Consider the following 20720-nt stretch of genomic DNA (forward strand, 5'->3'; position numbering starts at 1 on the left):
CGGAAACAGGAACATGCACCCGTACACAAACCGCACAAGAGCTAAAGGAGCATTCTCCGAGAGCGCCGCGGCGCCTTCCATGGAATCGGAAGTGAAGATTGCGATAGTCGTATTCGCCGGGTTCTCTATCAAAGAGGTCGACGCGCTGGCGGATATCTTTAATCGCGATCACGGCGACGGTATCGGGGAGGAAAGGTCGCCGTCACCTGGCCTGATATTCAAGGTGTCGTTACTGTCGATTGGAGGTGGGTATGTGGATGACTCGCTTTCAATCCGGATCTGGACAGAGGCGATCGGACCGCGGTTATCGGAGAAATTCGACGGTGTGTTCGTAGTCGGTGCGGAGTGCAGGGTGGGTGCGGCTGAAGATCCTGAAGTGTTGCGCGTCGTGTCGACCTTGGTGGCGCGAGCCGATATCGTCGTGTGGGATAGCGATAGCTCGTTGCATCGATTCGTGATGGCTTCGCCGAGTACCGCGCGGCGCGGACGACAGTTGAGCAGCGCTCGCACGCGCTCGAGACTGGCGTTGTCTATGACAGAAGCAGGGGTATCGTTTGTTGCGGCGTTGGCGGCGACCAGCACGCATGCGCGAAAGCAGATCGAATCGCAGATTCTGCTTTATCTCACATCGTCGCGTAATGCTGTGAGAAAACATGCGAGTCCTCGGGCGTCGAATAGCAGTCCTGATGCGCAAACCGTCGGCGCGTCATCGATGGAATGGACGCCACCGATCAGAGCGGGGGCAAATTGGCTGCGAGAGAACTATATGCACCCGATCTCGATTGCTCACGCGGCCGAGGTCGCGAATATGAGCGAGCGAACCTTTTTGCGTCGTTTCAGGGCGGAGGTGTCGATCACGCCCTCGGAGTATTTGCTTGAGATTCGATTGGGTGTCGTATGCAGTCTGCTCCAGCGAACCAGTTTGCCGATCGATACGATCGCGCGACGTTGCGGAATGGGAAGTGGCGAGAGGCTTGCAAAAATATTCAGACGTCGACTCTCTCTCACGCCGAGCGAGTTTCGTGATGCGAATCGGCAGGGATTGAATTCGGCGACTGACGCGATCGATCCGAATGAGTCAGTGTGAGCGATCCACGCGGGTAACTGGCGAATGTCGGAATGCGCCAACGATATGGCCGATAGAAAAATAGTCGCGCCTTTACGATTCACAGTGTAAGAGCCGTCATCTAAGAGAACTTCAAATGATCTTCGTCACGGGTGGCGCCGGTTTTATCGGCGCAAATTTCGTCATCGACTGGCTTGCCCAACACGATGAGCCGATACTCAATATCGACAAGTTGACGTATGCCGGCAATTACGGCACGTTGCGAGCGCTGCACGACGATCCTCGTCACGTTTTCGTGTGCCGCGATATCGGCGATCGCGCAGCCATGAGCGCGATCTTTGAAGAATATCGACCGCGTGCCGTGGTGCACTTTGCAGCAGAGAGTCACGTCGACCGCTCGATCGACCGACCGCGCGAGTTTATCGATGCAAATGTGACGGGCACCGGTGAACTGCTCGATGTCGCGCGGCTGTATTGGGAGCGGCTGAACGGTACGGACCGTAATGTGTTTCGCTTCCTGCATGTGTCGACAGATGAAGTGTACGGTTCGCTGTCGGCCAACGATGCCGCATTCACGGAAACGACACCGTACGCGCCGAACAGTCCCTATGCGGCATCGAAAGCGAGTTCGGACCATCTCGTCCGCGCGTACCACCACACCTATGGATTGCCTACGCTAACCACGAACTGTTCGAATAACTACGGGCCTTATCAGTTTCCGGAGAAACTGATTCCGTTGATGATCCAACGTGCGCTGAGCGGCGACGCACTGCCAGTGTACGGCGACGGCGGCAATGTGCGTGACTGGCTGTATGTTGGCGACCATTGTGAGGCGATCCGCACAGTGCTCGCCCGTGGCATACCGGGGGAGACATATAACATCGGCGGCGATAGCGAAAAAACCAACGTCGAAGTCGTTCATTTCATCTGCGATCTTCTCGACGGGATAAAGCCGCGCGAGAGTGGCAGTTATCGCGAGCAGATCGCTTTCGTCTCGGACCGCAAGGGACATGACCGGCGTTACGCGATCAATGCGACGAAGCTGCGTCGCGAACTCGGCTGGGTGCCGCGCGAGACGTTTGAGAGCGGGTTGTCGACGACGGTGCAGTGGTACGTCGAAAACGATGCGTGGCTCGAGGAAATCCGCTCCGGCGCCTATCGGCGCTGGAACCCCGAAAGCGTACTCAAGAGAGCTTGAACGATGGACTCGAACCGTAAGGGCATTATTCTCGCCGGCGGGTCTGGTACGCGGCTGTACCCGATCACGCGGGTTATCTCCAAGCAGATGCTGCCGATCTACGACAAGCCGATGATTTACTATCCGCTGTCCACGCTGATGATGTCGGGCATTCGCGAGGTCCTGCTGATCTCGACGCCGGACGACACGCCGCGCTTCGCGGCGATGTTCGGCGACGGCAGTCAGTGGGGTATGCAGATCACGTACGCTGTACAGCCGTCGCCGGACGGACTCGCACAAGCATTCATACTCGGCCGCGAGTTTATCGGTGGGAAACCGTCCGCGCTGATTCTCGGCGACAACATTTTCTATGGCGCGGACCTGGGGGCGCATCTGAGCAATGCGCATTTGAGAACCAAAGGCGCGACTGTCTTTGGATATCACGTGCACGACCCGCAACGCTACGGCGTGGTGGAGATCAATGCTCGCGGTAAGGTTCTGAGTATCGAGGAAAAGCCCCAGAAACCGCGTTCCAATTTTGCCGTTACAGGTCTTTATTTCTATGACGGCGACGTCTGCGACATTGCCGCGAATATTGAGCCATCCGCACGCGGTGAGCTGGAAATCACGGATGTGAATCGGCATTACCTGGAGCGCGAAGCCCTTCATCTGGAAACGCTGGGCAGAGGCTTTGCCTGGTTCGATACCGGCACGCACGAATCGCTGATCAATGCGGCGACGTTTATCGCGACGCTACAACAGAGACAGGGCTTGCTGGTTGCAAGTCCGGAGGAAGTCGCATTCCGGCGTGGCTGGATCGATGCCGAGCAACTGGCCCGCCTTGCGGCGTCTTTGCAAAAGACTGACTACGGCCGATATCTGTCATCTCTCATTCCGACTATCCACACATGACCATTCAAGTTCGACATACCGCAATTCCTGACGTGAAGGTCATCGAGCCCCAAGTGTTTGGAGATTCACGCGGTGCTTTCCTCGAGACGTTCAATCAGGTTGAGTTCGAAGAAAAAGTGGCGCGCGGCTATACGTTCGTGCAAGACAATCATTCGATTTCAGCGCAAGGCGTTCTGCGAGGCCTGCATTACCAGGTCCAGCATCCACAAGGCAAGCTGGTTCGGGTGGTAGTGGGTGAGGTATTCGACGTCGCCGTCGATCTGCGGCGCTGGTCATCCACGTTCGGGCGGTGGGTCGGCGTACGGCTGTCCGCTTCGAACCGGCGGCAGCTATGGATTCCGCCGGGTTTTGCACACGGGTTCGTCGTATTGTCGGACGTTGCTGAGTTCCTTTATAAAGCGACTGCATTCTGGCATCCGGAACACGAACGTACGTTGCGTTGGGACGATCCGGACATCGCCGTCGAATGGGAACTGAACGGTGTTCCGTTCGTTTCGTCGAAAGACGCCGCCGGTAGCCGCTTCAACGAAGCTGAGGTTTACTGATGAGAATCGCGGTCACAGGCGTGCAAGGACAACTCGGCTGGGAGCTCGCGCGCTCGCTTTCGCCGCTGGGTGAGGTAGTTCGTTGGGATCGGGAAGTCGCGGATCTCAGCAAACCGGCGCTGCTTGACGGGTTGATGAGGTTTTACCGCCCGGACGTCGTTGTCAACGCCGCGGCCTATACGGCGGTTGATAAGGCGGAAGACGATTGCGTGACGGCACGGCTCGTCAATACCGAATCGGTCGACGTAATGGCCCGCGCGGCAAAAAGTGCGGGCGCATTGTTTGTTCATTTCTCGACGGACTACGTATTTGACGGAAAGTCGGCGGAGCCTTATACGGAAGATAGCGAGACTGCGCCGCTGAATGTGTACGGTGCGACCAAGCGCGATGGGGAACTCGCAATCATCGCGTCCGAGTGCGATCATCTGATCTTCCGCACTTCCTGGGTCTACGCGACACGCGGGGCAAACTTCATGCTGACGATGCTTCGGCTCGCCGCAGAACGTGAAGCGCTCAAGATCGTCGATGATCAGCTCGGCACACCGACGCCCGCAAGAATGCTTGCCAACGTCACTGCCCACGCTATTTCACAAGCGATGCGCGAGCGTCAGGAAGCACGTTTTCAAAGCGGACTTTTTCATTTGACCTCGCGAGGCGTGACCAGCTGGCACGGCTATGCTTCTGCGATCATCGACTATGCGCGCAATCTCGCGCCGTCAGGCCGGGTACGCGTCACGCACATCGAGCCTGTACCGAGCGAGGCGTTTCCGACACGTGCGGCACGTCCGCGCAATTCGGCTCTCAACAACGACCGCTTCGACGAGCGATTCGGCCTTGTGCGACCCCATTGGTGGGATGCGCTTGCTCAGACGCTAGACGAGCGATTCGAGCGCACCGCTTGAAGATTCCAGAGTTCTCGGAGCTCTGGAAAGAGACCGTGGATTTACCGCCGGCGTGCGTTAGGACGCACTGCGCGAACCTTGTTTGCTGATTCGATACTCCGTCGGCGTGGTAAGCAGGTGCTTGCGAAACAGCTTGGCGAGCCGTCCGCCGCTGCCAATGCCGCATCGACGCGCGATCTTGTCCACGGGCAAGCTCGTTTTAGCGAGAAGGCGGCAGCTCATGTCGAGTCGCACATAGAGCAGGTATTCCGACGGCGTCACACCCATTTCGCTCTTGAAGCGCCGCAGGAAATTCCGTTCGCTCATTGCCGCGATCTGCGCGGCATCGTCGATGGATATCGGGCGAGCGCCATTGGCCTCGAGCCATTGCGCCGATGCCTGGATCTTGTCGCTGATATGCGATGCCGTTTTGCTGCGCAAGATGGCACTGAATTGCGTTTCGCCCTGAGGCGCAACCCAGTCGGCGACCTGCCGCGCGACCTCGGGGCCAAGATCGTCGCCAACGATGCGCAACGCGGTCCGCAGCGGGCTGGGCGAGTCGACGAGAGGTCGCGACGGGAATGCGCTCCGTGCGTAACTTTCGTTCTCCATGCGAGCGCCGTAGGCGTTCGAGAAACCCGCCGCTTCGAGCATCAGGCGTCCCTCCGCGATGGCATGGACCATGCCGCTTCTCGGAAACGCCTGCTGAAGCCACACGATCAGACGATCGTCACGGAACGCGTTCGTTGCGCCGGTGCCGCCGGCAATGAAAAGCGCGCGGAAGTTATCGTCGTGCCCGCGCGATTCGACACTGTCGGTCCACACGAACACCGAGGAAGAACTGGCAATACGCCCGCCGGATGCCGACAACAGCGAGACCTCATAGCGCGTTCGACGGGGCTCGCCGGTGTCACTCAGGGCATTCGCCGACTGGAATATCTCGATGATGGAAGCCACATCGGGCAGAGCGAATCCATTGAACAATGCAATGCCGATATGGATTGCGCCGGTGCTCTGCGGCAAAGCGGGTGCTTGAAGTGCATTCTTATGCTTCACGTTGCAAAGAAACTCCATCGTACTTTCCCGGAAATGAGTGACTTGCCGGCCGTCTCTAAGCCGCTCTTAATTGTTTGATCGAATGCTACATAACGTTGTTGCACTGCATTAATGACTGGCCGAATTTGCCAAGGTGTTGGCAAGAATTGGCAAGTCATGGGGTGTTTCGGGAGAAATGGATTTATCCGTCGGATAGGAGGTGGGTTTAATTTTAAACGCGGGTAAGTCTTGAGAGGGAATGAAATGCGGCTCTATTGAACGGGCGCTAATGGAGTATCGAGCAAAGAATCAGGATGCCTTCATCCTTGGAGGGAATTTGAATATCGAGTGTGGGCCTGATAGGGCGCGCGATTAACGAAAAAGTTAACTTGTCGACGATACATAGTGATCCTATGTGACCGTATGAGATAGTGTGAACGTAACGGTCAATGCCCCTGCTTTGTCGTACTCGAAGAGTCGAGACTTCACTTTAAGAACATCGTCGAATCCCAGTTCATCGACCTTCATGACTACATTGTCGCCAACAAGGGGAAGATGACATGCGAACCCTTTTCCAGTAGTACGGTACGTACCGAAACCACCCGTGTACTCGTACACGTAAGTCACTTTGTCATCCATGCGCGCTCCGTTAGGGAGGTTTCGTATGAATCAAGGACGCGGATGCATGTGCCTCGCGAGAAGCCTGGCGCATAGTGGCACACGCGACTCCACCCTGATATGACGGGGAAAAAAAGAACCTGCCGCCCGAAGGAGCGGCAGGCTGGAAAAATCGAGGGGTTGGGGGTTGACCAAGAGAGGCGCCCCTCGAAAGGCCGAGGCCAAGTGTATTCGTTCGAAGCGGACTCAAGACGCGAGCGGCGGATTGCGTCACGCTGTTGACTGAACATGACATGGAAGGCGCTCAACGCGGCATGTTCTTTCAAGTGCCGCTGGGTTGTGTCCTACGCTTCGACTTGACTTGCGTAGTCGGTTTCGATCAGAACGCCTGGATCGAACTCGCGCCGTTGATCCGGTAGCGGTGTTTTGGGATTCTGCAGTGCCACGTGGTTGCGCATTCGATAGTCCGTTGGCGTGGTCTCCAGATATTTCCTGAATAGCTTCGACAACTGTCCGCCACTGCCGATACCGCAGTGGCGCGCGATCTTGTCGACAGGCAGGCGCGATTCAATCAGCATCCGGCAACTCATATTCAGGCGCGCGCGAAGCAGATAGTCGGAGGGCGTCATGCCGATCTCGCTCTTGAAGCGGCGCAGGAAGTTGCGCTCGCTCATCGCTGCGACCTGGGCCGCGTCGTCGATCGAGATAGGCCGGGCGACGTTTGCTTCCAGCCAGCGCGCCGACGCGAGGATCTTCTCGCTGATCTGCGGCGTCACGTCAAGTGTGACCGACGAGCTAAAGGGCGTCTTGGGTTGCGGTGCGATCGACTCGGCAACCCGCCGCGCAAGATCGGCGCCGAGATCCTCTTCGACGATACGCAACGCGGTCGATACAGCGCCCGGCGCTTCCGTCAACCGCGCCCGATGCAACCCGGATGCTTCGTTGTCTCCGTAGAGAAGCGGGCAGTACCGGCTGGGCAGCCCGGCGGCCTGAAGCAGCAGTTGGCCTTCCGCGATCGGATGCACGATCTCGCTGAACGGATGCCTGCGGCGAAGCCACTCGCTCAATCGCTCGTCGCGGCATGCCTGCTGCACGCCGGCGCCGCCTGCGATGAACAACAAGTGCGGCTCATTGGTGCCCCGATGCGACTGGACGTCGTCGGTCCAGACAAAGACCGATGATGAACTGGCGATGCGTCCGCCCGCGGCGGAAAGCAGCGAGACGTCGTAACGTGCGCGGCCGGATCGCGGTGCGGCGACCAGCGAATTGGCTCGCTGAAAAATCTCGATGAGTGCGGCGACCGTAGGCAATGCGAATCCGTTGAACAGCGCGATGTCGATGCGAGTCAGATCGTTCTTTTGCATCGGCACGGCACTGTGCCGCGAACTGCGCGGCAGAGTATGTACCAAATCCATTTATTTTCCCCCGGAAATATGTGTTCTACAGAGACTTCTCCCCAAGACTCCGTCTTTTTTCTTATTAGATCATGCTATACGTGTAATTCTCTTGGCAGTATTTCATGGCTGAATTAACCAACACATTGGCTGTTGCGGAGTTGAGTGGCAAGATGGCGAACAGCCTTGCTGAGCGCCTGATTCGTTCCGTAATGGGTAAGATTGAGAAATGATTATCGTAGTTCGCAACAGACAGGGGCGGCATGCAAAGTGCATCCATTTATCGATTTATCTCGTCGATATGATAATTCTGCTCTATAAAAGTGCATAGTCCATTAGCGGCGAAATATTTTTTGGTGAATGCATGTCGGGTTGATCAAAGGTGGTGCATTTGCGGCCCCGCGGGTGTCGCCGGCGAGCGTCATGGCCGATGTCGGGAATACCTGTCTCAGGTAGTCGTCAGGCGGCTCCAACCATGTGCTCGTTTCGGACTTAAGTTTTCCAATAAACGCCGCAAAACGGTGCGGCGCGGCGGAAGAGGTAGAATTTCGCCCGACGCTCAGGATGCGCGAAGTACAAGTGCGTGCTCACATGCACCGCGGTTCACCTGAGTCGCAGAGCGGCCGTCTTGTCCCGCCTCCTCGGGCACAGCGGACGCTTGAACTCCGTGATGCGCCATGTTCAGTCAGGTCACCGCTGGCATCGTCCCGTGCGGGGGGCAGTGATTAAACTTTTTTGGCAAACGATTGCGCATGAGGCTAAATAAGCTCGTTATGCGACCGTTAACGGGTTCATGCAGAAACAAGACATTCAGACCATCGTATCCGCAGCTCGCGAAACGGCTGATTCGATCGTCGGTGCGCGCGAATGGAAGACGGCGGAAGATGCGAGCGCAATGCACGACGTGATCTTCTGGGACATGGTTGCGAAGCGCTTGCCCGACACGAACCTCGCCGATCTGCTGTCAATGTTGGATTAGACGGTTTAGTCGACACTGTTCATCTTGCCGCGCAGCATGCCGGCAGACCTGCAATGGCGAGCCCGTTCAACCTCCGTCAATCGACGTCCCAGGCTTCAACACGGCTACTGATCCCCCAACCCGAGCAGGGAAAAGATCTTGACGACTGTTCCTTGCTTCGGTTGACGCTTGCCCTGTTGTTGTATAAAGACTTGCATCGCGCGTGTCATCTCTTGAACCGAAAGCTTGCGATAGGCGCAGATGTTGTAGGTGACGCCGTGCTGCGAGTCTTTGATGAAGTTGTCTACGTTCGGTAGCTGCATGCTTGCCTCGAAAGCGTCACGCGGTTTTCCCACTGGAACGGTACTCGTCTTCGACCCACGGGTTACGACAGCAGCCGCCGTCGCGGATGAAGCTGGAGCCGCATGCAGCGGCCTGATCCTCCCGGCTCACGAGCGACTATTGCCTGAATTTGAAGCGGTCCACAAAAAAAAGAGCCTGCCGCCCGAGGGAGCGGCAGGCTGAAAGATCGAGGGGTGGGGTTCGCTTGAGAGAAGCGCCCCCTCGAAAGACCGAAGCCAAGTCTAGTCGCTCAAAGGAGGCTACGGACGCGCGCGGCGGATGAGGTCACGTTCTTGACGGAACAGGACATGAAAAAGGGCTCACGCAGGCAGAAGGACACGCCGCCGAACGCCACCGCTCAGATCCGCAGCGACGGCACCATCGGCGCTCCAGCCCTCCCCACCACCCAACATCCCCATTGCCAACACACCAGACGCGACTTTTTTCATGAATCGCGGTGGACGCGTTAATGTACCAGCGCCGCGAGGCCGCGTATCTGGCGTCCCAGATACTCGCGTGCCATGGCGCAAAAGGTACTTCTACCCACCGCGTTAATTTATTCATGGATTCTTTATGCTTATCAAAGACGTAGCCGTCAGCTTGCCCTCCAGGATCGTGACGAACGAGGAAGTGATCGATATGATTCGATTCCATTCCAGGGACTACGAGGGTGATATCGACCGGGGGATGCGCACCATCAAGACCTTGCTCGACAGAAGCGGACTGGTCAACCGGCGCTGGTGTGAAAGCCACGAGTCGCCTATCGATCACGTCGCCATGGCGACGCGCAAGGCGCTATCGGAAACGTATCTGAAGCCGGAACACATCGAGTTGTTTATTTATGTCGGTATTGGACGAGGCTTCCTCGAGCCCGGCAACAGCCACATGATGGCCAGCACGCTCGGCTTCGTGAACGCCGAGTGTTTCGATGTGGTCGACGCCTGCATGAGCTGGACCCGGGCCATGGCGATCATCGACAGCCTTTTCAAGTCGGGTCAGTACAGAAACGCTATGATTGTGAATGCCGAGTTCAATATGCTTGCGGGCGGCCCACTCTATCCGGGGAATTTCGCGTTGAAGAGCCAGGCTCAAATCGAATATACGTTGCCGTCGTTCACGATTGGCGAGGCGGCGACCGCGACTTTGCTCGTCGCCAAAGAGCCGGATAACTTCACGTTCGCGTTCCGCGCGAAGCCGGCAGTGTCGGACCTGTGCACTATTCCAATTCCCGGCTATGAAGGGTATTGCCACCCGACCGAACGGATCGGCAAGAACGGCGATATGCGTTTCACGTCATTCGGCCATGAGCTTCACAAAAATTCGGACGAGTTGTCCGCGGTATTGACTAAACTGCCAGTTCCCAAGAAGGACATCGACATCGTCTTCACCCACGCATCCTCCAAGGCGGCGTGGCAGGGTTATGGCGCCAAGGTGGGGATCGACGACAAGATGTATCACATCTATCCGGAGACGGGAAACCTCGTTTCGGCGTCGATTCCGGCTGCCATTTCACTGGCAAAAGACGGCGGGCGGTTGAAGAGAGGCGACAGAGTGCTGTGCTGGGTCGGCAGCGCCGGCATGTCGTTCAACGTCAGCAGCTTCAAATTCTGAGGCTGGGCAAGTCAAGATAAAGCACGACATGAGAGCCATTTCAGGGAGCATCCGTTATCTCAACCGACTGGTTTATGACTCGGCCAAGGTGTCGGACTACAGCGTGCTGGCTGTTGGCGTAATCGGTACGATCGGGCATCCGCTGTACTGGCTGTGGTGGACGTACATCGATCCTCAACCCAACGAAAGCCTGCCGATGCGCGTTATCGGTACGGCGGCCTGTACGCTGCTGCTATTGCACCGTTTCTGGCCCGCTTCGGTCGCGCGCTTCCTGCCGTGGTATTACTTCGTAACGGTAGCCTATTCGCTACCGTTCTTTTTCACTTACTACCTGATTGCCGGTCACTATTCGATGCTCTGGTCGATGGCCGAGCTCGGCATGGTGTTTTTCCTGATCGCCATTTTTCCGTCGGTCGTTGCGTTAGCACTCAATCTGATGCTGGGTATTGGTTTTGCCGTCCTGTGCGCCAGGATCGTCATTCCGCAATCCCTGCACGTGGACGGGCAGCTATTTCTCTACACGTATCTGCCGGTTTTCACGTTCGGCATTTTCGCCGGCCTTACGTTCAGCTACAGCAACCTGAAAGGCATCGTCGCGCAGGCAAAGAATGTGGCGTTTCGTGCGCTCGCCGGTTCGATCGCTCATGAAATGCGCAATCCGCTGAGCCAGTTGAGGCACGTGCTGGATCGCATGGAAGAGGCGCTGCCCGCGGTGACGGATGTCAGCCCGACGCCGGCCATGTCGCACGACAGGGCGGCATTGCTTTATCGGCATCTTGCCCATGGCCAATTGTCGATCGATCGGGGGCTGCGCATCATCGCGATGACACTCGATGAGGTCAGTGCGAAACCCATCCGCGCGGATCATTTCACCTATCTGAGCGCGGCGGCCACCACGCGTAAAGCGCTGGACGAATACGGCTTCGGCGATCAGAAGGAGCGCGCCAAAGTCCGGCTCGTGGTGCTGGACGACTTCATCTTCAAGGTCGACGAAACCGTCTATCTGTTCACGCTGTTCAATCTGATCAAGAACGCGCTGCATCACATTGCGGCGCATCCATTGGCGACACTCACGCTGACGATCGACCGCCAGACGGTGCTGGTTCATGACACCGGCCCCGGCATCGCGCCCGACCTCCTGCCTCATCTTTTCGAGCCTTTCCGCACCGCGGGCAATTCGGCGGGTACGGGGCTCGGCCTTGCCTATTGCCAGCGCGCAATGCGCGCATTCGGCGGCACGATCGCCTGCCGCTCGGAAGTCGGCAAATTTACGCAGTTCACGCTGCAATTCCCCGCGGTCTCCAGCCGCGAAGTGGCCGAGCATGAGCAGAAGGTTTTCGAGCGCGCCACGCCATTTTTTGCCGGCAAGCGCATTCTCGTCGTGGACGACGATGCCGCTCAGCGGACGCGGAGCCGCCGCGCGTTGTCGAAGGTCGGCGCGCAGGTGAGCGAGGCGGAAAACGGCGAGGCGGCATTGCGGGTGCTTCAACAGTCGGCGCCGCACGACCTCGTGCTGATTGACATCAATATGCCGCTCATGGACGGCTACACCACGGCCGAGAAGATTCGCGCCGACCATCAACACCCGAACTGGAATGTTCTGATCGCCGCCCTTACGGCCGAGCCGGGCAATGTGACGCGGGTGCTCGCCCGCCGCGCCGGCATGGACGATCTGATCAGCAAATCCGCCAGCGCGGTGGAACTGATCGCGACGCTTCAAAAGCTTTTCGAAAGCGGCGATCGGCACGTTCAGAGCCACCCGTTCGACGGTTTCGCCGGCAAAACGATTCTGGTGGCGGACGACGACACCTATAGCAGGCGGATCGCCAAAGGTTATCTGGAGCGATGCGGCGCGCGCGTCGTCGAGGCCGAACACGGGCCGGACGTGCTGGCGAGGCTGGAGGAGAGCGACGCCGTCGATGCCATCGTGATGGACATGAACATGCCGGGCATGGGCGGCGTGGAAACGACTGCGTCGATCCGTGCTCGAGCCGACGCGTATGCCCGGATTCCCATCGTTGCATTGACCGGCCAGTCCGATATGAAAGCCGTGCAGGCATGTCTGGCCGCGGGCATGAACGAGGTCATGGTCAAGCCCGTGCAGATCGGCGCGCTCTATGCGTCTCTTGCAAGACAGTTTGCCCAGCAACGTGCGTCGCAAGGGCCGAGCAAACCAGAACCGGCACAGACACCCGCCCTGCAAGCCGCCAGGCCGGCGCCGATCAGGGAAGGCTCGCTGCTCGACGAGAAACACCTCGAAGAACTGGTGGCGCTCGATTTGCTGGACCAGACGTTCCTCAACGGCATCGAACAGATTCGCTCGACTGTGGCGCAACTCGCCGCCAGCGTGGCGGCCCGCGACCTCGAATCGACGCATGGCGCCTTGCACGTCCTGCTCGGCATCAGCGGCAACATCGGCGCGAAGGCGCTGCATCAGTTCGTGCGGCAGATCTATCCGCGCGTGGTGGAAGGCGAATGGCCCGCGGAAGCCGACTGGCTGGCGCAAATCTGCTCGCTGAGCGATCACTCGGCCCCCGCGTTGCGGACCTACTTCACTTCAGCCAAAGCGCGCGGCGAGAACGGGGACTCATTGGGCGACTAATCGGCGTTAAGCGTCGGTCGGCGACGGCGGCGCTTATCCGCCTCGCGACGTGCCGCGCAGCATGCTCCTCGACTACCGACGTTCCTCCTTCGCCGGCCTTTCCTCCGCCCGGCAACGCCCAATCCCCTTGGCGCAAAGGCACCACAAGCCAATTGACTGATTCAATCACAAAAGTGATCGAATCGAAAAAATCGCTTGCAACCGACCGTTTCAATCACTATATTGATCGAAACGGTCGTTTTCCTTGAGCGAAGCAATCACTTCTTGGGGGAAGCCGACCGTCTCAACGTGGCCTGAGCGCCACGGCGTGCCATCAGAAAAATTACGGAGACATCATTGAAAAAGCGTTCCTTCCAGGTTCTGGCCACTTTGGGCGTGCTTGGCGCCGCCACAACCGGCGCGCACGCGCAAAGCAGCGTCACGTTGTATGGATTGATCGACACCGCACTCGTTTACACGAACAACCAGAAAGGTCACTCGAACATTCAGATGTCGAGCGGCACGTTGTCCGGCAGCCGCTGGGGTTTGCGCGGCCAGGAGGATCTGGGCGGCGGCTTGAGCGCAGTGTTCGTGCTCGAAAACGGTTTCAGCAGCACGACGGGCACGCTCGGCCAGAACGGCCGTGAGTTCGGCCGCGCGGCTTATGTGGGCTTGAGCGGCGGCTTCGGCAAGGTGACGGCGGGCCGGCAGAACGATACTTCGGCGGACTTCATCGGCACGCTGACGGCCGCCAATCAATGGGCGGGCGGTCTCGGCGCCCATCCGGGGAATACGGACAATCTTTACGTGAACGCGCGGATCAGCAACAGCGTGAAGTTCATCAGCAACGACTACGCGGGCTTTCGCTTCAGCGGTTTGTACAGCTTCGGCGGCACGGCAGGCGACTTCGCCAACAATCGCGTGTGGGGGCTCGGCGCCACCTACGCAAACGGCCCGTTCGTGGTCGCGGCGTCGTATATGAACGCCACCACACCGAACACGGGACTTTTCGACGGCACGGCAGGCGCGGCGGCGATTTCGCCCAACAACACGCCGATCTATTCGGGCTATGCGTCGGCGCGCACGCTGCAGATAGCGGCCGTGGGCGGCGCATACACATTCGGCGCGGCGACTTTCGGCCTGATCTATTCGAACTCGAAGTTCAAGGATCTGGGCTCGGGCGCGGCCTCGGCACCGGTCGCGCGTTTCGTCGGCGAGACCGCGACGTTCGACAACGTCGAAGCAAATTTCCGCTACCAGTTGACGCCGGCCACGCTGCTCGGCGTGGCTTACAACTACACCCGCACGCATGGCGCGGGCGACGCGCACTATAACCAGGTGAACGCGGGCGCCGACTACTTTCTGTCCAAGCGCACCGACGTTTATCTGAGCACCGGCTGGCAAGGCGCGAGCGGCATCGATTCGACGGGCCGCGCGGCCACGGCGGCGTTGTGGCCGATCACGGCGTCGAGCACCTCGCATCAGTTCGTCGCGGCACTCGGTTTGCGTCACAAGTTCTGAGCGTTTCGCGCAATTTGATCTAAACAGGAAGGTGTAGAAACCTTCCGTCGTGGAAGTGGAGTCGAGCATGACAGTCTTGTTCAAAGGGATCATTCCCGCACTCATCACGCCGATGACGGCAACCGAAGAGGTGGACGAAGCGGGCTTGCGCACGCTGATCGAACGCCTGATCGAGTCCGGCGTGCACGCGCTGTTCGTGCTCGGCACCAACGGCGAATTCATCGCCTTGAACGAAGCGGAAAAATTGCGCATCGCCAGGATCGCGGTCGATCAGGCGCGCTCGCGTGTGCCGGTGATTGCCGGAACGGGCGCGTACGCCACGCGCGACGTGATCGATCTGAACAGCAAGATGCTCGACGTGGGCGTGGATGCGGTATCGGTGATCACGCCGTACTTCAACGGCGCAACCCAGCAGGAACTGTTCACGCACTACGAGCGGATCGCGCGCGCCACCACGCTGCCGGTGATGCTCTATACGATCCCCGCGAAGGCCGGCATCACGCTGAACGTGGACACAGTGCGGCGCCTCGCCGAGATACCGAACATTCGCGGCATCAAGGACAGCGGCGGCGACTTCGATCGTTTGCTGCAGCTGATCAATCTGCGCCGCGACGACTTCGCCGTTTTCACCGGCACGGATTCGATGATCCTGTGGACGCTTATCGCGGGCGGCGACGGCGCGGTGGCCGCGACCACCAACGCGGTGCCCGACGTGGTCACGTCGATATGGAAGCACTTTCAGGCCGGCGACATCGCGGCTGCACGCAAGGCGCAGGAATCGTTGCGCGCGCTGCGCGACGCATTCGCGCTCGGCACCATGCCGGTCGTGCTGAAGACCGCCGCGCAAATGCTCGGCATGCCGGCGGGTCCGGCGCGCTCGCCCGCGCAGCCGCTCGACGCGAACGCTCGCGCCCGGCTCGAACAGGCGCTCTCGATTTATCGCGAGACGCGCTAAAGCGCGCCCGTTCTTCCGTCCGTACCTCATTCACTGCCCCAAGAGACATCGCCATGACCACGACCTATCACTTCCAGACTGTCAAGCACATCGTGCATGGCGCGCACAGCCTCGATCTGCTCGCCGATAAGCTCGCGCTGCTCGACGCGCCGGTCAAACGCATCGCGCTGATTACCCAGCCGGCGATGGAAGAACTCGGCGTGATCGACCGCGTGATCGCGAGTCTTGCAGCCAAAGACATTGAAGTGCTGATCGTGCGCGATGTCGAACCGGAGCCGACCATCGGCAATGTGGAAAGCGTGTTCAGCGAACAGATCGCGCCGTTCGCGCCGCACGCGATTCTGTCGATCGGCGGCGGCAGCGTGCTCGACGCAGCCAAGCTGTTCGCCGTGCGTCTGACCAACGAACAGCCGTTGCGTGAATGGCTCGGCATCGATCTGATCGCGAAGCCGGGCGTGCCGCTGATTCTCGTGCCGACCACCGCGGGTACGGGTTCGGAAGTGACGCCGAACGCGATCGTCACGCTACCCGACGAAGAGCTGAAGGTCGGCATTGTGAGCCGCCATCTGTTGCCGCAACTCGTCATTCTCGACGCGGCGCTCACGCTGAAATTGCCCAAGGCGATCACCGCCGCCACCGGCATGGACGCTTTCGTTCACTCGCTCGAATCGTATATCTCGACCAAGGCCAATCCGATCAGCGACATGTTCGCGATGGAGTCGATGCGGCTGATCGGCGCGAACATCATCGAAGCGTACCAGCATGGCGAGTCGATCAAGGCGCGCGAGGCGATGATGCTCGGTTCGATGTACGGCGGACTGGCGCTGACGGCGGCCGGCACCGCCGCGGTCCATGCGCTCGCGTATCCGCTCGGCGGCATGTTCAACATCACGCACGGCGTGGCGAACGCGATGCTGTTGCCGCATGTGATGGCGTTCAACATGGATGCCTGCGCCGGCCGGCTCGCCGACGTGGCGCGCGCGCTGTCGCTGGCCACGTCCGCCGACGACGACCTGACGGCCGCCACGAAACTGATCGAGCGCATCGATCAATGGACCGCGGCCGTGGACATCCCGCAGGATCTGCGCAAGTTCGGCGTGAGCGAAGACGATCTCGACGCGCTCGCCGTCGCGGCGGCGAAAGTCAAACGGCTACTCGGCAACAACCCGAAGCCGCTGTCCCTCGACGACATGAAGGCGATCTATCGCCGCCTGCTGCCATGAACCGCACGTGTGAGCCGCGCCTGCTCATCATCGGCGACGATTTGTCCGGCACGGCCGATTGCGCCGTGACGGGCGCGCGCCTGGGTTTGCGCAGTGTCGTCATGCTCGACGCACGCATGCCTAAGTTGACGGGCGAGGGCGGTGAGACTGACGTCACGCGAGACATCGACGTTCTCGCGGTCGATGCCGACTCGCGCCGGCTCGGCGCGGAAACGGCGGCGCATGTGAACGCCCAGGTCTGGCGTGAACTCGCTCATGCGGACACACGGCTCTACAAGAAGATCGATTCGACGCTGCGCGGCAACGTCGCAGCCGAAGTCGCGGCGCTGATTCCGTTGGCGGGCATGGCCATCGTAGCGCCGGCATTTCCCGCAGCGGGACGCACCACGCGTAACGGCCGTCAATGGCTGAACGGCGTACCGGTGGAGCAGACGGAAGTCTGGCGCAACGAGGGCATTGCCGGCGAGGCCGCCATTGCGTCGATGCTCGCGCAATACGATGTGCGGACCGACACCTTGTCGCTCGCGGAGGTGCGTTCGGATCAGGCCGCGTTGACGGCAAAGCTTAACGCGATGCGGCAGGCCGGCATTCAAGCAGTGGTATGCGACAGCGAAGCGGACGACGACCTGCGGCGCATCGCGCACGCTTCTGCCTCGCTGGGTGGCGTGTTCTGGGTCGGCTCGGCCGGTCTCGCTCGCGATCTGATGCAGGCTTTGAACCCCGGCGACGTGACGACCGCCAGCGAGGTCGGCGTTGCCGCTCGTGAGCCGAACAAACCCGTGCTGGCCGTGGTCGGCAGCATGTCGAGCGTCTCGCATGCGCAGGTCGCGCGACTCAGGACGGAAGCGGGTGAGGCGCTTGCGTCGTTCGAAATCGACCCGTCGACGTTGCGTAGCATCCAGCCAGCGCACGCGCAGTTCACCAGCGAGGTGAGCGCGGCGCTGCAGCGAGGGCTACATGTCGTCGTGTCGTTGAGCCAGACGGATCGCACCAGCGTGGCCGACGGCCTGCTGTTCTGCCAGCGCCTCGCCGCGCTTCTGGTTCCCGCATTGCAGTACGCCGGCAGCGCGATCGCCACCGGCGGAGAAACGGCCCGCGCGCTGCTGTCCGCGGCGGGTATCGGCGAATTACGCGTCGTCGAAGAAATCGAGAGCGGTGTGCCGCTGCTGCACGCCATTCACAACGGGCGCCGTCTTAACGTCGTCACCAAAGCGGGCGGCTTCGGCCATCCGGATACGCTCAATCTGGCCTGGCGAAAACTCGCCGGCGTCCAACCCAATGCCCGGCCGTGCGCGGCCATCATCAAAGGACTGACCACAATGACCTATCGTCCAGTTATCGGCATCACCATGGGCGATGCTGCCGGCGTCGGCCCGGAAATCGTCATGAAGGCGCTGGCGCACGCCTCGGTCTACGAGCAATGTCGTCCGCTCGTGATCGGCGACGCCGCGCGTCTGCGCGACGCGGGCCAGCGCGCGGGCGTCTCGCTCGAAGTGCGCTCGATTGCGAGCCCGGCGGATGCCGGCTTCGAATGCGGCGTGGTGGATTGCATCGACCTCGGCCTGATTCCCGCCGACATGCCATACGGCAAGCTCTCCGCCGTCGCGGGCGACGCCGCGTATCAGTACATCGCGCGCACCGTCAAATTGACTTCCGCCGGCGAACTCGACGCGATCTGCACCGCGCCGCTGAACAAGGAAGCGCTGCACGCCGGCGGCCACATTTTCCCGGGCCACACCGAAATGCTCGCGCATCTCACGGGCATCGACGAAGTGTCGATGATGCTCGTCGCGCCGAAGCTGCGCGTGATTCACGTCACGACCCACATCGGCCTGCTCGACGCGATTCGCCGTATCGAACCGGGTCTCGTGCAACGGACCATCGAGCGCGCGCATGAAACGCTGGTGCGCGCGGGTATCGACAATCCGCGCATCGGCGTGTGCGGGATCAATCCGCATGCGGGCGAGAACGGCCTGTTCGGCTACGGCGAGGAAGAGGAAAAGATCATTCCCGCCGTCAAGGTATTGCAGGCGCGCGGCTGGGACGTCGAGGGCCCGTTGCCTGCGGACACGCTGTTCTTCCGCGCCGGCCGCGGCGACTTCGACGTGGTGGTCGCGATGTACCACGACCAGGGGCACGGCCCGGTGAAGGTGATGGGGCTGGAGGCCGGTGTCAACGTGACGGTCGGGCTGCCGGTGATCCGCACCTCGGTCGATCACGGCACCGCGTTCGATATCGCCGGCAAGGGTATCGCCGACGAAGGCAGCATGCTCGAGGCGCTGAAGCAGGCGCTCGATCTTGCCACCCGGCGTTCCGAACTGGAAGCCTGAGAGCCGTTAGTGAACGGGCATCCCGTTACGACGGGACGCGGATAACGGCTGCGGGGACGGCGGACACACGCCGCGCAGCCGGATGACTCGATGCGTATGCATCGGCAAAAGTACATTGGAGACACCATGGCAACTTTCAGCTACTGGGACACCGCGATCATCATCGGCATGGTCGTGGTCTACATACTTCTGACCAGCTGGTTCAGCGTGAAGCTGCGCAGCCGCAATTCCGAGCAGTTCATGGTGGCGTCGCGCTCCATGCCGGTCGTGGTCGTCGCGGTCCTGCTCATGTCCGAGTTCATCGGCGCGAAGTCGACCGTGGGGACCTCGCAGGAAGCGTTCAGCGCCGGTATCGCGGCTTCGTGGTCGGTGATCGCCGCGTCCATTGGCTTTCTGTTTTTTGGCCTGTTCATGGCCAAACGTCTCTACAATTCGGGTGAATTCACGATCTCCGGTTTCATAGCCATGAAGTACGGCAAGCGCGCCAAGCTCGTGGTTTCGGCGATCATGATCTATGCGCTTTTTCTCGTGAACGTGGGCAACTACGTGAGCGGAGCGGCCGCGATCTCGACCGTGATGCGGATCAATCTGCCGACCGCGGCGGTGATCACCGCCATCGTCAGCACGATCTATTTCGCGTGGGGCGGCCTGAAGAGCGTGGCGTATCTGACCATCGTGCACAGCGCGGTCAAGCTGATCGGCATTGCGATTCTGGTGGTGGTGGCGTGGCGCTTGACCGGCGGCATCAAGCCGATGATGGCGAACATGCCCGAGCACTATTTCACCTGGAACGGATCGCTCAGCAACGGCACGATCGGCGCGTGGATCATCGGCACCGCAGGTGCGATCTTCTCCACCCAGTTCATCATTCAGGCGATCTCCGCCACGCGCTCAGCCGCGGCGGCGCGCAGTGCGTCCTTGCTCGCAGCGGTGCTGTGCGTGCCGATTTCACTCGCGCTCGGCTTTCTCGGCGTCGCCGCGAAGTATCTGTTTCCGGGTATCAAGAGCCTGTATGCGTTGCCGGTTTTCCTGCAACACATGAACCCGCTGCTGGCCGGTGTGGTGACGACGTCGCTCGTTGCGTCGATCTTCGTGAGCGTGTGCACGGTGGCGCTCGCGATCGCCTCGCTGATCGTCAAAGACTTCTACGTGCCGCGCTATCATCCGACGCCGGATGTCGAACTGCGCATGACGCGCTGGATTTCGCTGGCAGTCGGACTTGCTCCGCTCGTATTCGTCCTGTTCGTGCCGCAGATTCTCGCGCTGTCGTTCTTCACGCGCGCGTTGCGGTTGACGGTGTCCGTGGTGGCGCTGATCGGTATCTATCTGCCGTTTTTCAATAGCAGCCGCGGAGCCATGGCCGCGCTGATCGTGTCCGCGCTGGCCACGACCGTCTGGTATCTGCTCGGCAATCCGCTCGGCATCGACAACATGTACGTGTCGCTGGTCACGCCGGCCGTCGTCATCGTGTTGGAGAAGCTGTTGTTTCCGGCGGGCTCCAAGCCGGTCGGCGCGAGCGGCGAGCGTCTCGCGCATCGTGAATCACATTGACGTGCTGTAATCAGGAGAAC

General features: G+C 60.1%; 16 protein-coding genes. 13 read left to right on the forward strand and 3 right to left on the reverse strand.

Annotated elements, in window-relative coordinates; all coding sequences use genetic code 11:
* Positions 1-79: 79 nt before the first annotated feature.
* The 5 genes from B0G73_RS20660 to rfbD all read left to right on the forward strand — a co-directional run bounded on the left by B0G73_RS20660 (position 80) and on the right by rfbD (position 4602).
* Complete coding sequence (locus tag B0G73_RS20660; RefSeq protein ID WP_181196605.1) at positions 80-1087, forward strand: helix-turn-helix domain-containing protein; 1008 nt, start codon at positions 80-82, stop codon at positions 1085-1087.
* Positions 1088-1202: 115 nt separating this feature from the next.
* Positions 1203-2264: a dTDP-glucose 4,6-dehydratase gene (rfbB, locus tag B0G73_RS20665; RefSeq protein WP_106283138.1), complete on the forward strand. Its 1062-nt coding sequence runs from the start codon at positions 1203-1205 to the stop codon at positions 2262-2264.
* Positions 2265-2267: 3 nt separating this feature from the next.
* Positions 2268-3155, forward strand: coding sequence for a glucose-1-phosphate thymidylyltransferase RfbA (gene rfbA / locus B0G73_RS20670; RefSeq protein ID WP_106283139.1), 888 nt, complete (start codon positions 2268-2270; stop codon positions 3153-3155).
* Positions 3152-3700, forward strand: coding sequence for a dTDP-4-dehydrorhamnose 3,5-epimerase (rfbC, locus tag B0G73_RS20675; RefSeq protein ID WP_106283140.1), 549 nt, complete (start codon positions 3152-3154; stop codon positions 3698-3700). The genes rfbA and rfbC overlap by 4 nt, the downstream gene beginning before the upstream one ends.
* Positions 3700-4602 (forward strand): dTDP-4-dehydrorhamnose reductase, encoded by a 903-nt coding sequence (gene rfbD, locus B0G73_RS20680; RefSeq protein WP_106283141.1) that lies wholly within the window; start codon positions 3700-3702, stop codon positions 4600-4602. Before rfbC ends, rfbD begins: the two co-directional genes overlap by 1 nt.
* A 57-nt stretch (positions 4603-4659) precedes the next feature.
* Here the strand turns inward: rfbD and B0G73_RS20685 are convergent, their stop codons facing one another.
* Positions 4660-5655 carry a GlxA family transcriptional regulator gene (locus B0G73_RS20685; protein ID WP_106283142.1) on the reverse strand — a complete coding sequence of 332 codons (996 nt, stop codon included), beginning with the start codon at positions 5653-5655 and terminating at the stop codon, positions 4660-4662.
* 923 nt (positions 5656-6578) lie between these two features.
* Positions 6579-7649, reverse strand: coding sequence for a GlxA family transcriptional regulator (locus B0G73_RS20695; RefSeq protein WP_106283144.1), 1071 nt, complete (start codon positions 7647-7649; stop codon positions 6579-6581).
* Between the two features lie 772 nt (positions 7650-8421).
* Here B0G73_RS20695 and B0G73_RS20700 point away from each other — a divergent pair.
* Positions 8422-8607, forward strand: a complete 186-nt coding sequence (locus tag B0G73_RS20700) for a hypothetical protein (protein WP_106283145.1) — start codon at positions 8422-8424, stop codon at positions 8605-8607.
* 104 nt (positions 8608-8711) lie between these two features.
* On the opposite strand, the gene B0G73_RS20705 is transcribed toward B0G73_RS20700, so the two are convergent.
* A complete protein-coding gene (locus B0G73_RS20705) occupies positions 8712-8909 on the reverse strand; it encodes a hypothetical protein (RefSeq protein ID WP_106283146.1) in 198 nt (65 codons plus the stop codon).
* A 592-nt stretch (positions 8910-9501) separates the two neighbouring features.
* On the opposite strand from B0G73_RS20705, the gene B0G73_RS20710 reads away from it, so the two are divergent.
* From B0G73_RS20710 to B0G73_RS20740, 7 genes are all read left to right on the forward strand, one after another.
* Complete coding sequence (locus B0G73_RS20710) at positions 9502-10539, forward strand: 3-oxoacyl-[acyl-carrier-protein] synthase III C-terminal domain-containing protein (RefSeq protein ID WP_106283147.1); 1038 nt, start codon at positions 9502-9504, stop codon at positions 10537-10539.
* 28 nt (positions 10540-10567) lie between these two features.
* A complete protein-coding gene (locus B0G73_RS20715; RefSeq protein ID WP_106283148.1) occupies positions 10568-13141 on the forward strand; it encodes a hybrid sensor histidine kinase/response regulator in 2574 nt (857 codons plus the stop codon).
* 336 nt (positions 13142-13477) lie between these two features.
* Positions 13478-14641, forward strand: a complete 1164-nt coding sequence (locus B0G73_RS20720) for a porin (RefSeq protein ID WP_374957024.1) — start codon at positions 13478-13480, stop codon at positions 14639-14641.
* Between the two features lie 67 nt (positions 14642-14708).
* The gene (gene dapA / locus B0G73_RS20725; RefSeq protein WP_106283149.1) at positions 14709-15596 is read left to right on the forward strand and encodes a 4-hydroxy-tetrahydrodipicolinate synthase; all 888 of its coding nucleotides are present in this window, start codon (positions 14709-14711) and stop codon (positions 15594-15596) included.
* A 53-nt stretch (positions 15597-15649) separates the two neighbouring features.
* Positions 15650-16819, forward strand: coding sequence for an iron-containing alcohol dehydrogenase (locus B0G73_RS20730; RefSeq protein WP_106283150.1), 1170 nt, complete (start codon positions 15650-15652; stop codon positions 16817-16819).
* Positions 16816-19149 carry a 4-hydroxythreonine-4-phosphate dehydrogenase PdxA gene (gene pdxA, locus B0G73_RS20735; RefSeq protein ID WP_106283151.1) on the forward strand — a complete coding sequence of 778 codons (2334 nt, stop codon included), beginning with the start codon at positions 16816-16818 and terminating at the stop codon, positions 19147-19149. Before B0G73_RS20730 ends, pdxA begins: the two co-directional genes overlap by 4 nt.
* Before the next feature lie 126 nt (positions 19150-19275).
* Positions 19276-20700 carry a sodium:solute symporter family protein gene (locus tag B0G73_RS20740; RefSeq protein ID WP_106283152.1) on the forward strand — a complete coding sequence of 475 codons (1425 nt, stop codon included), beginning with the start codon at positions 19276-19278 and terminating at the stop codon, positions 20698-20700.
* The last annotated feature ends 20 nt before the right edge of the window (positions 20701-20720 follow it).

Origin of the sequence: Paraburkholderia sp. BL25I1N1, assembly GCF_003002025.1 — a bacterium.
Taxonomy (GTDB): domain Bacteria; phylum Pseudomonadota; class Gammaproteobacteria; order Burkholderiales; family Burkholderiaceae; genus Paraburkholderia.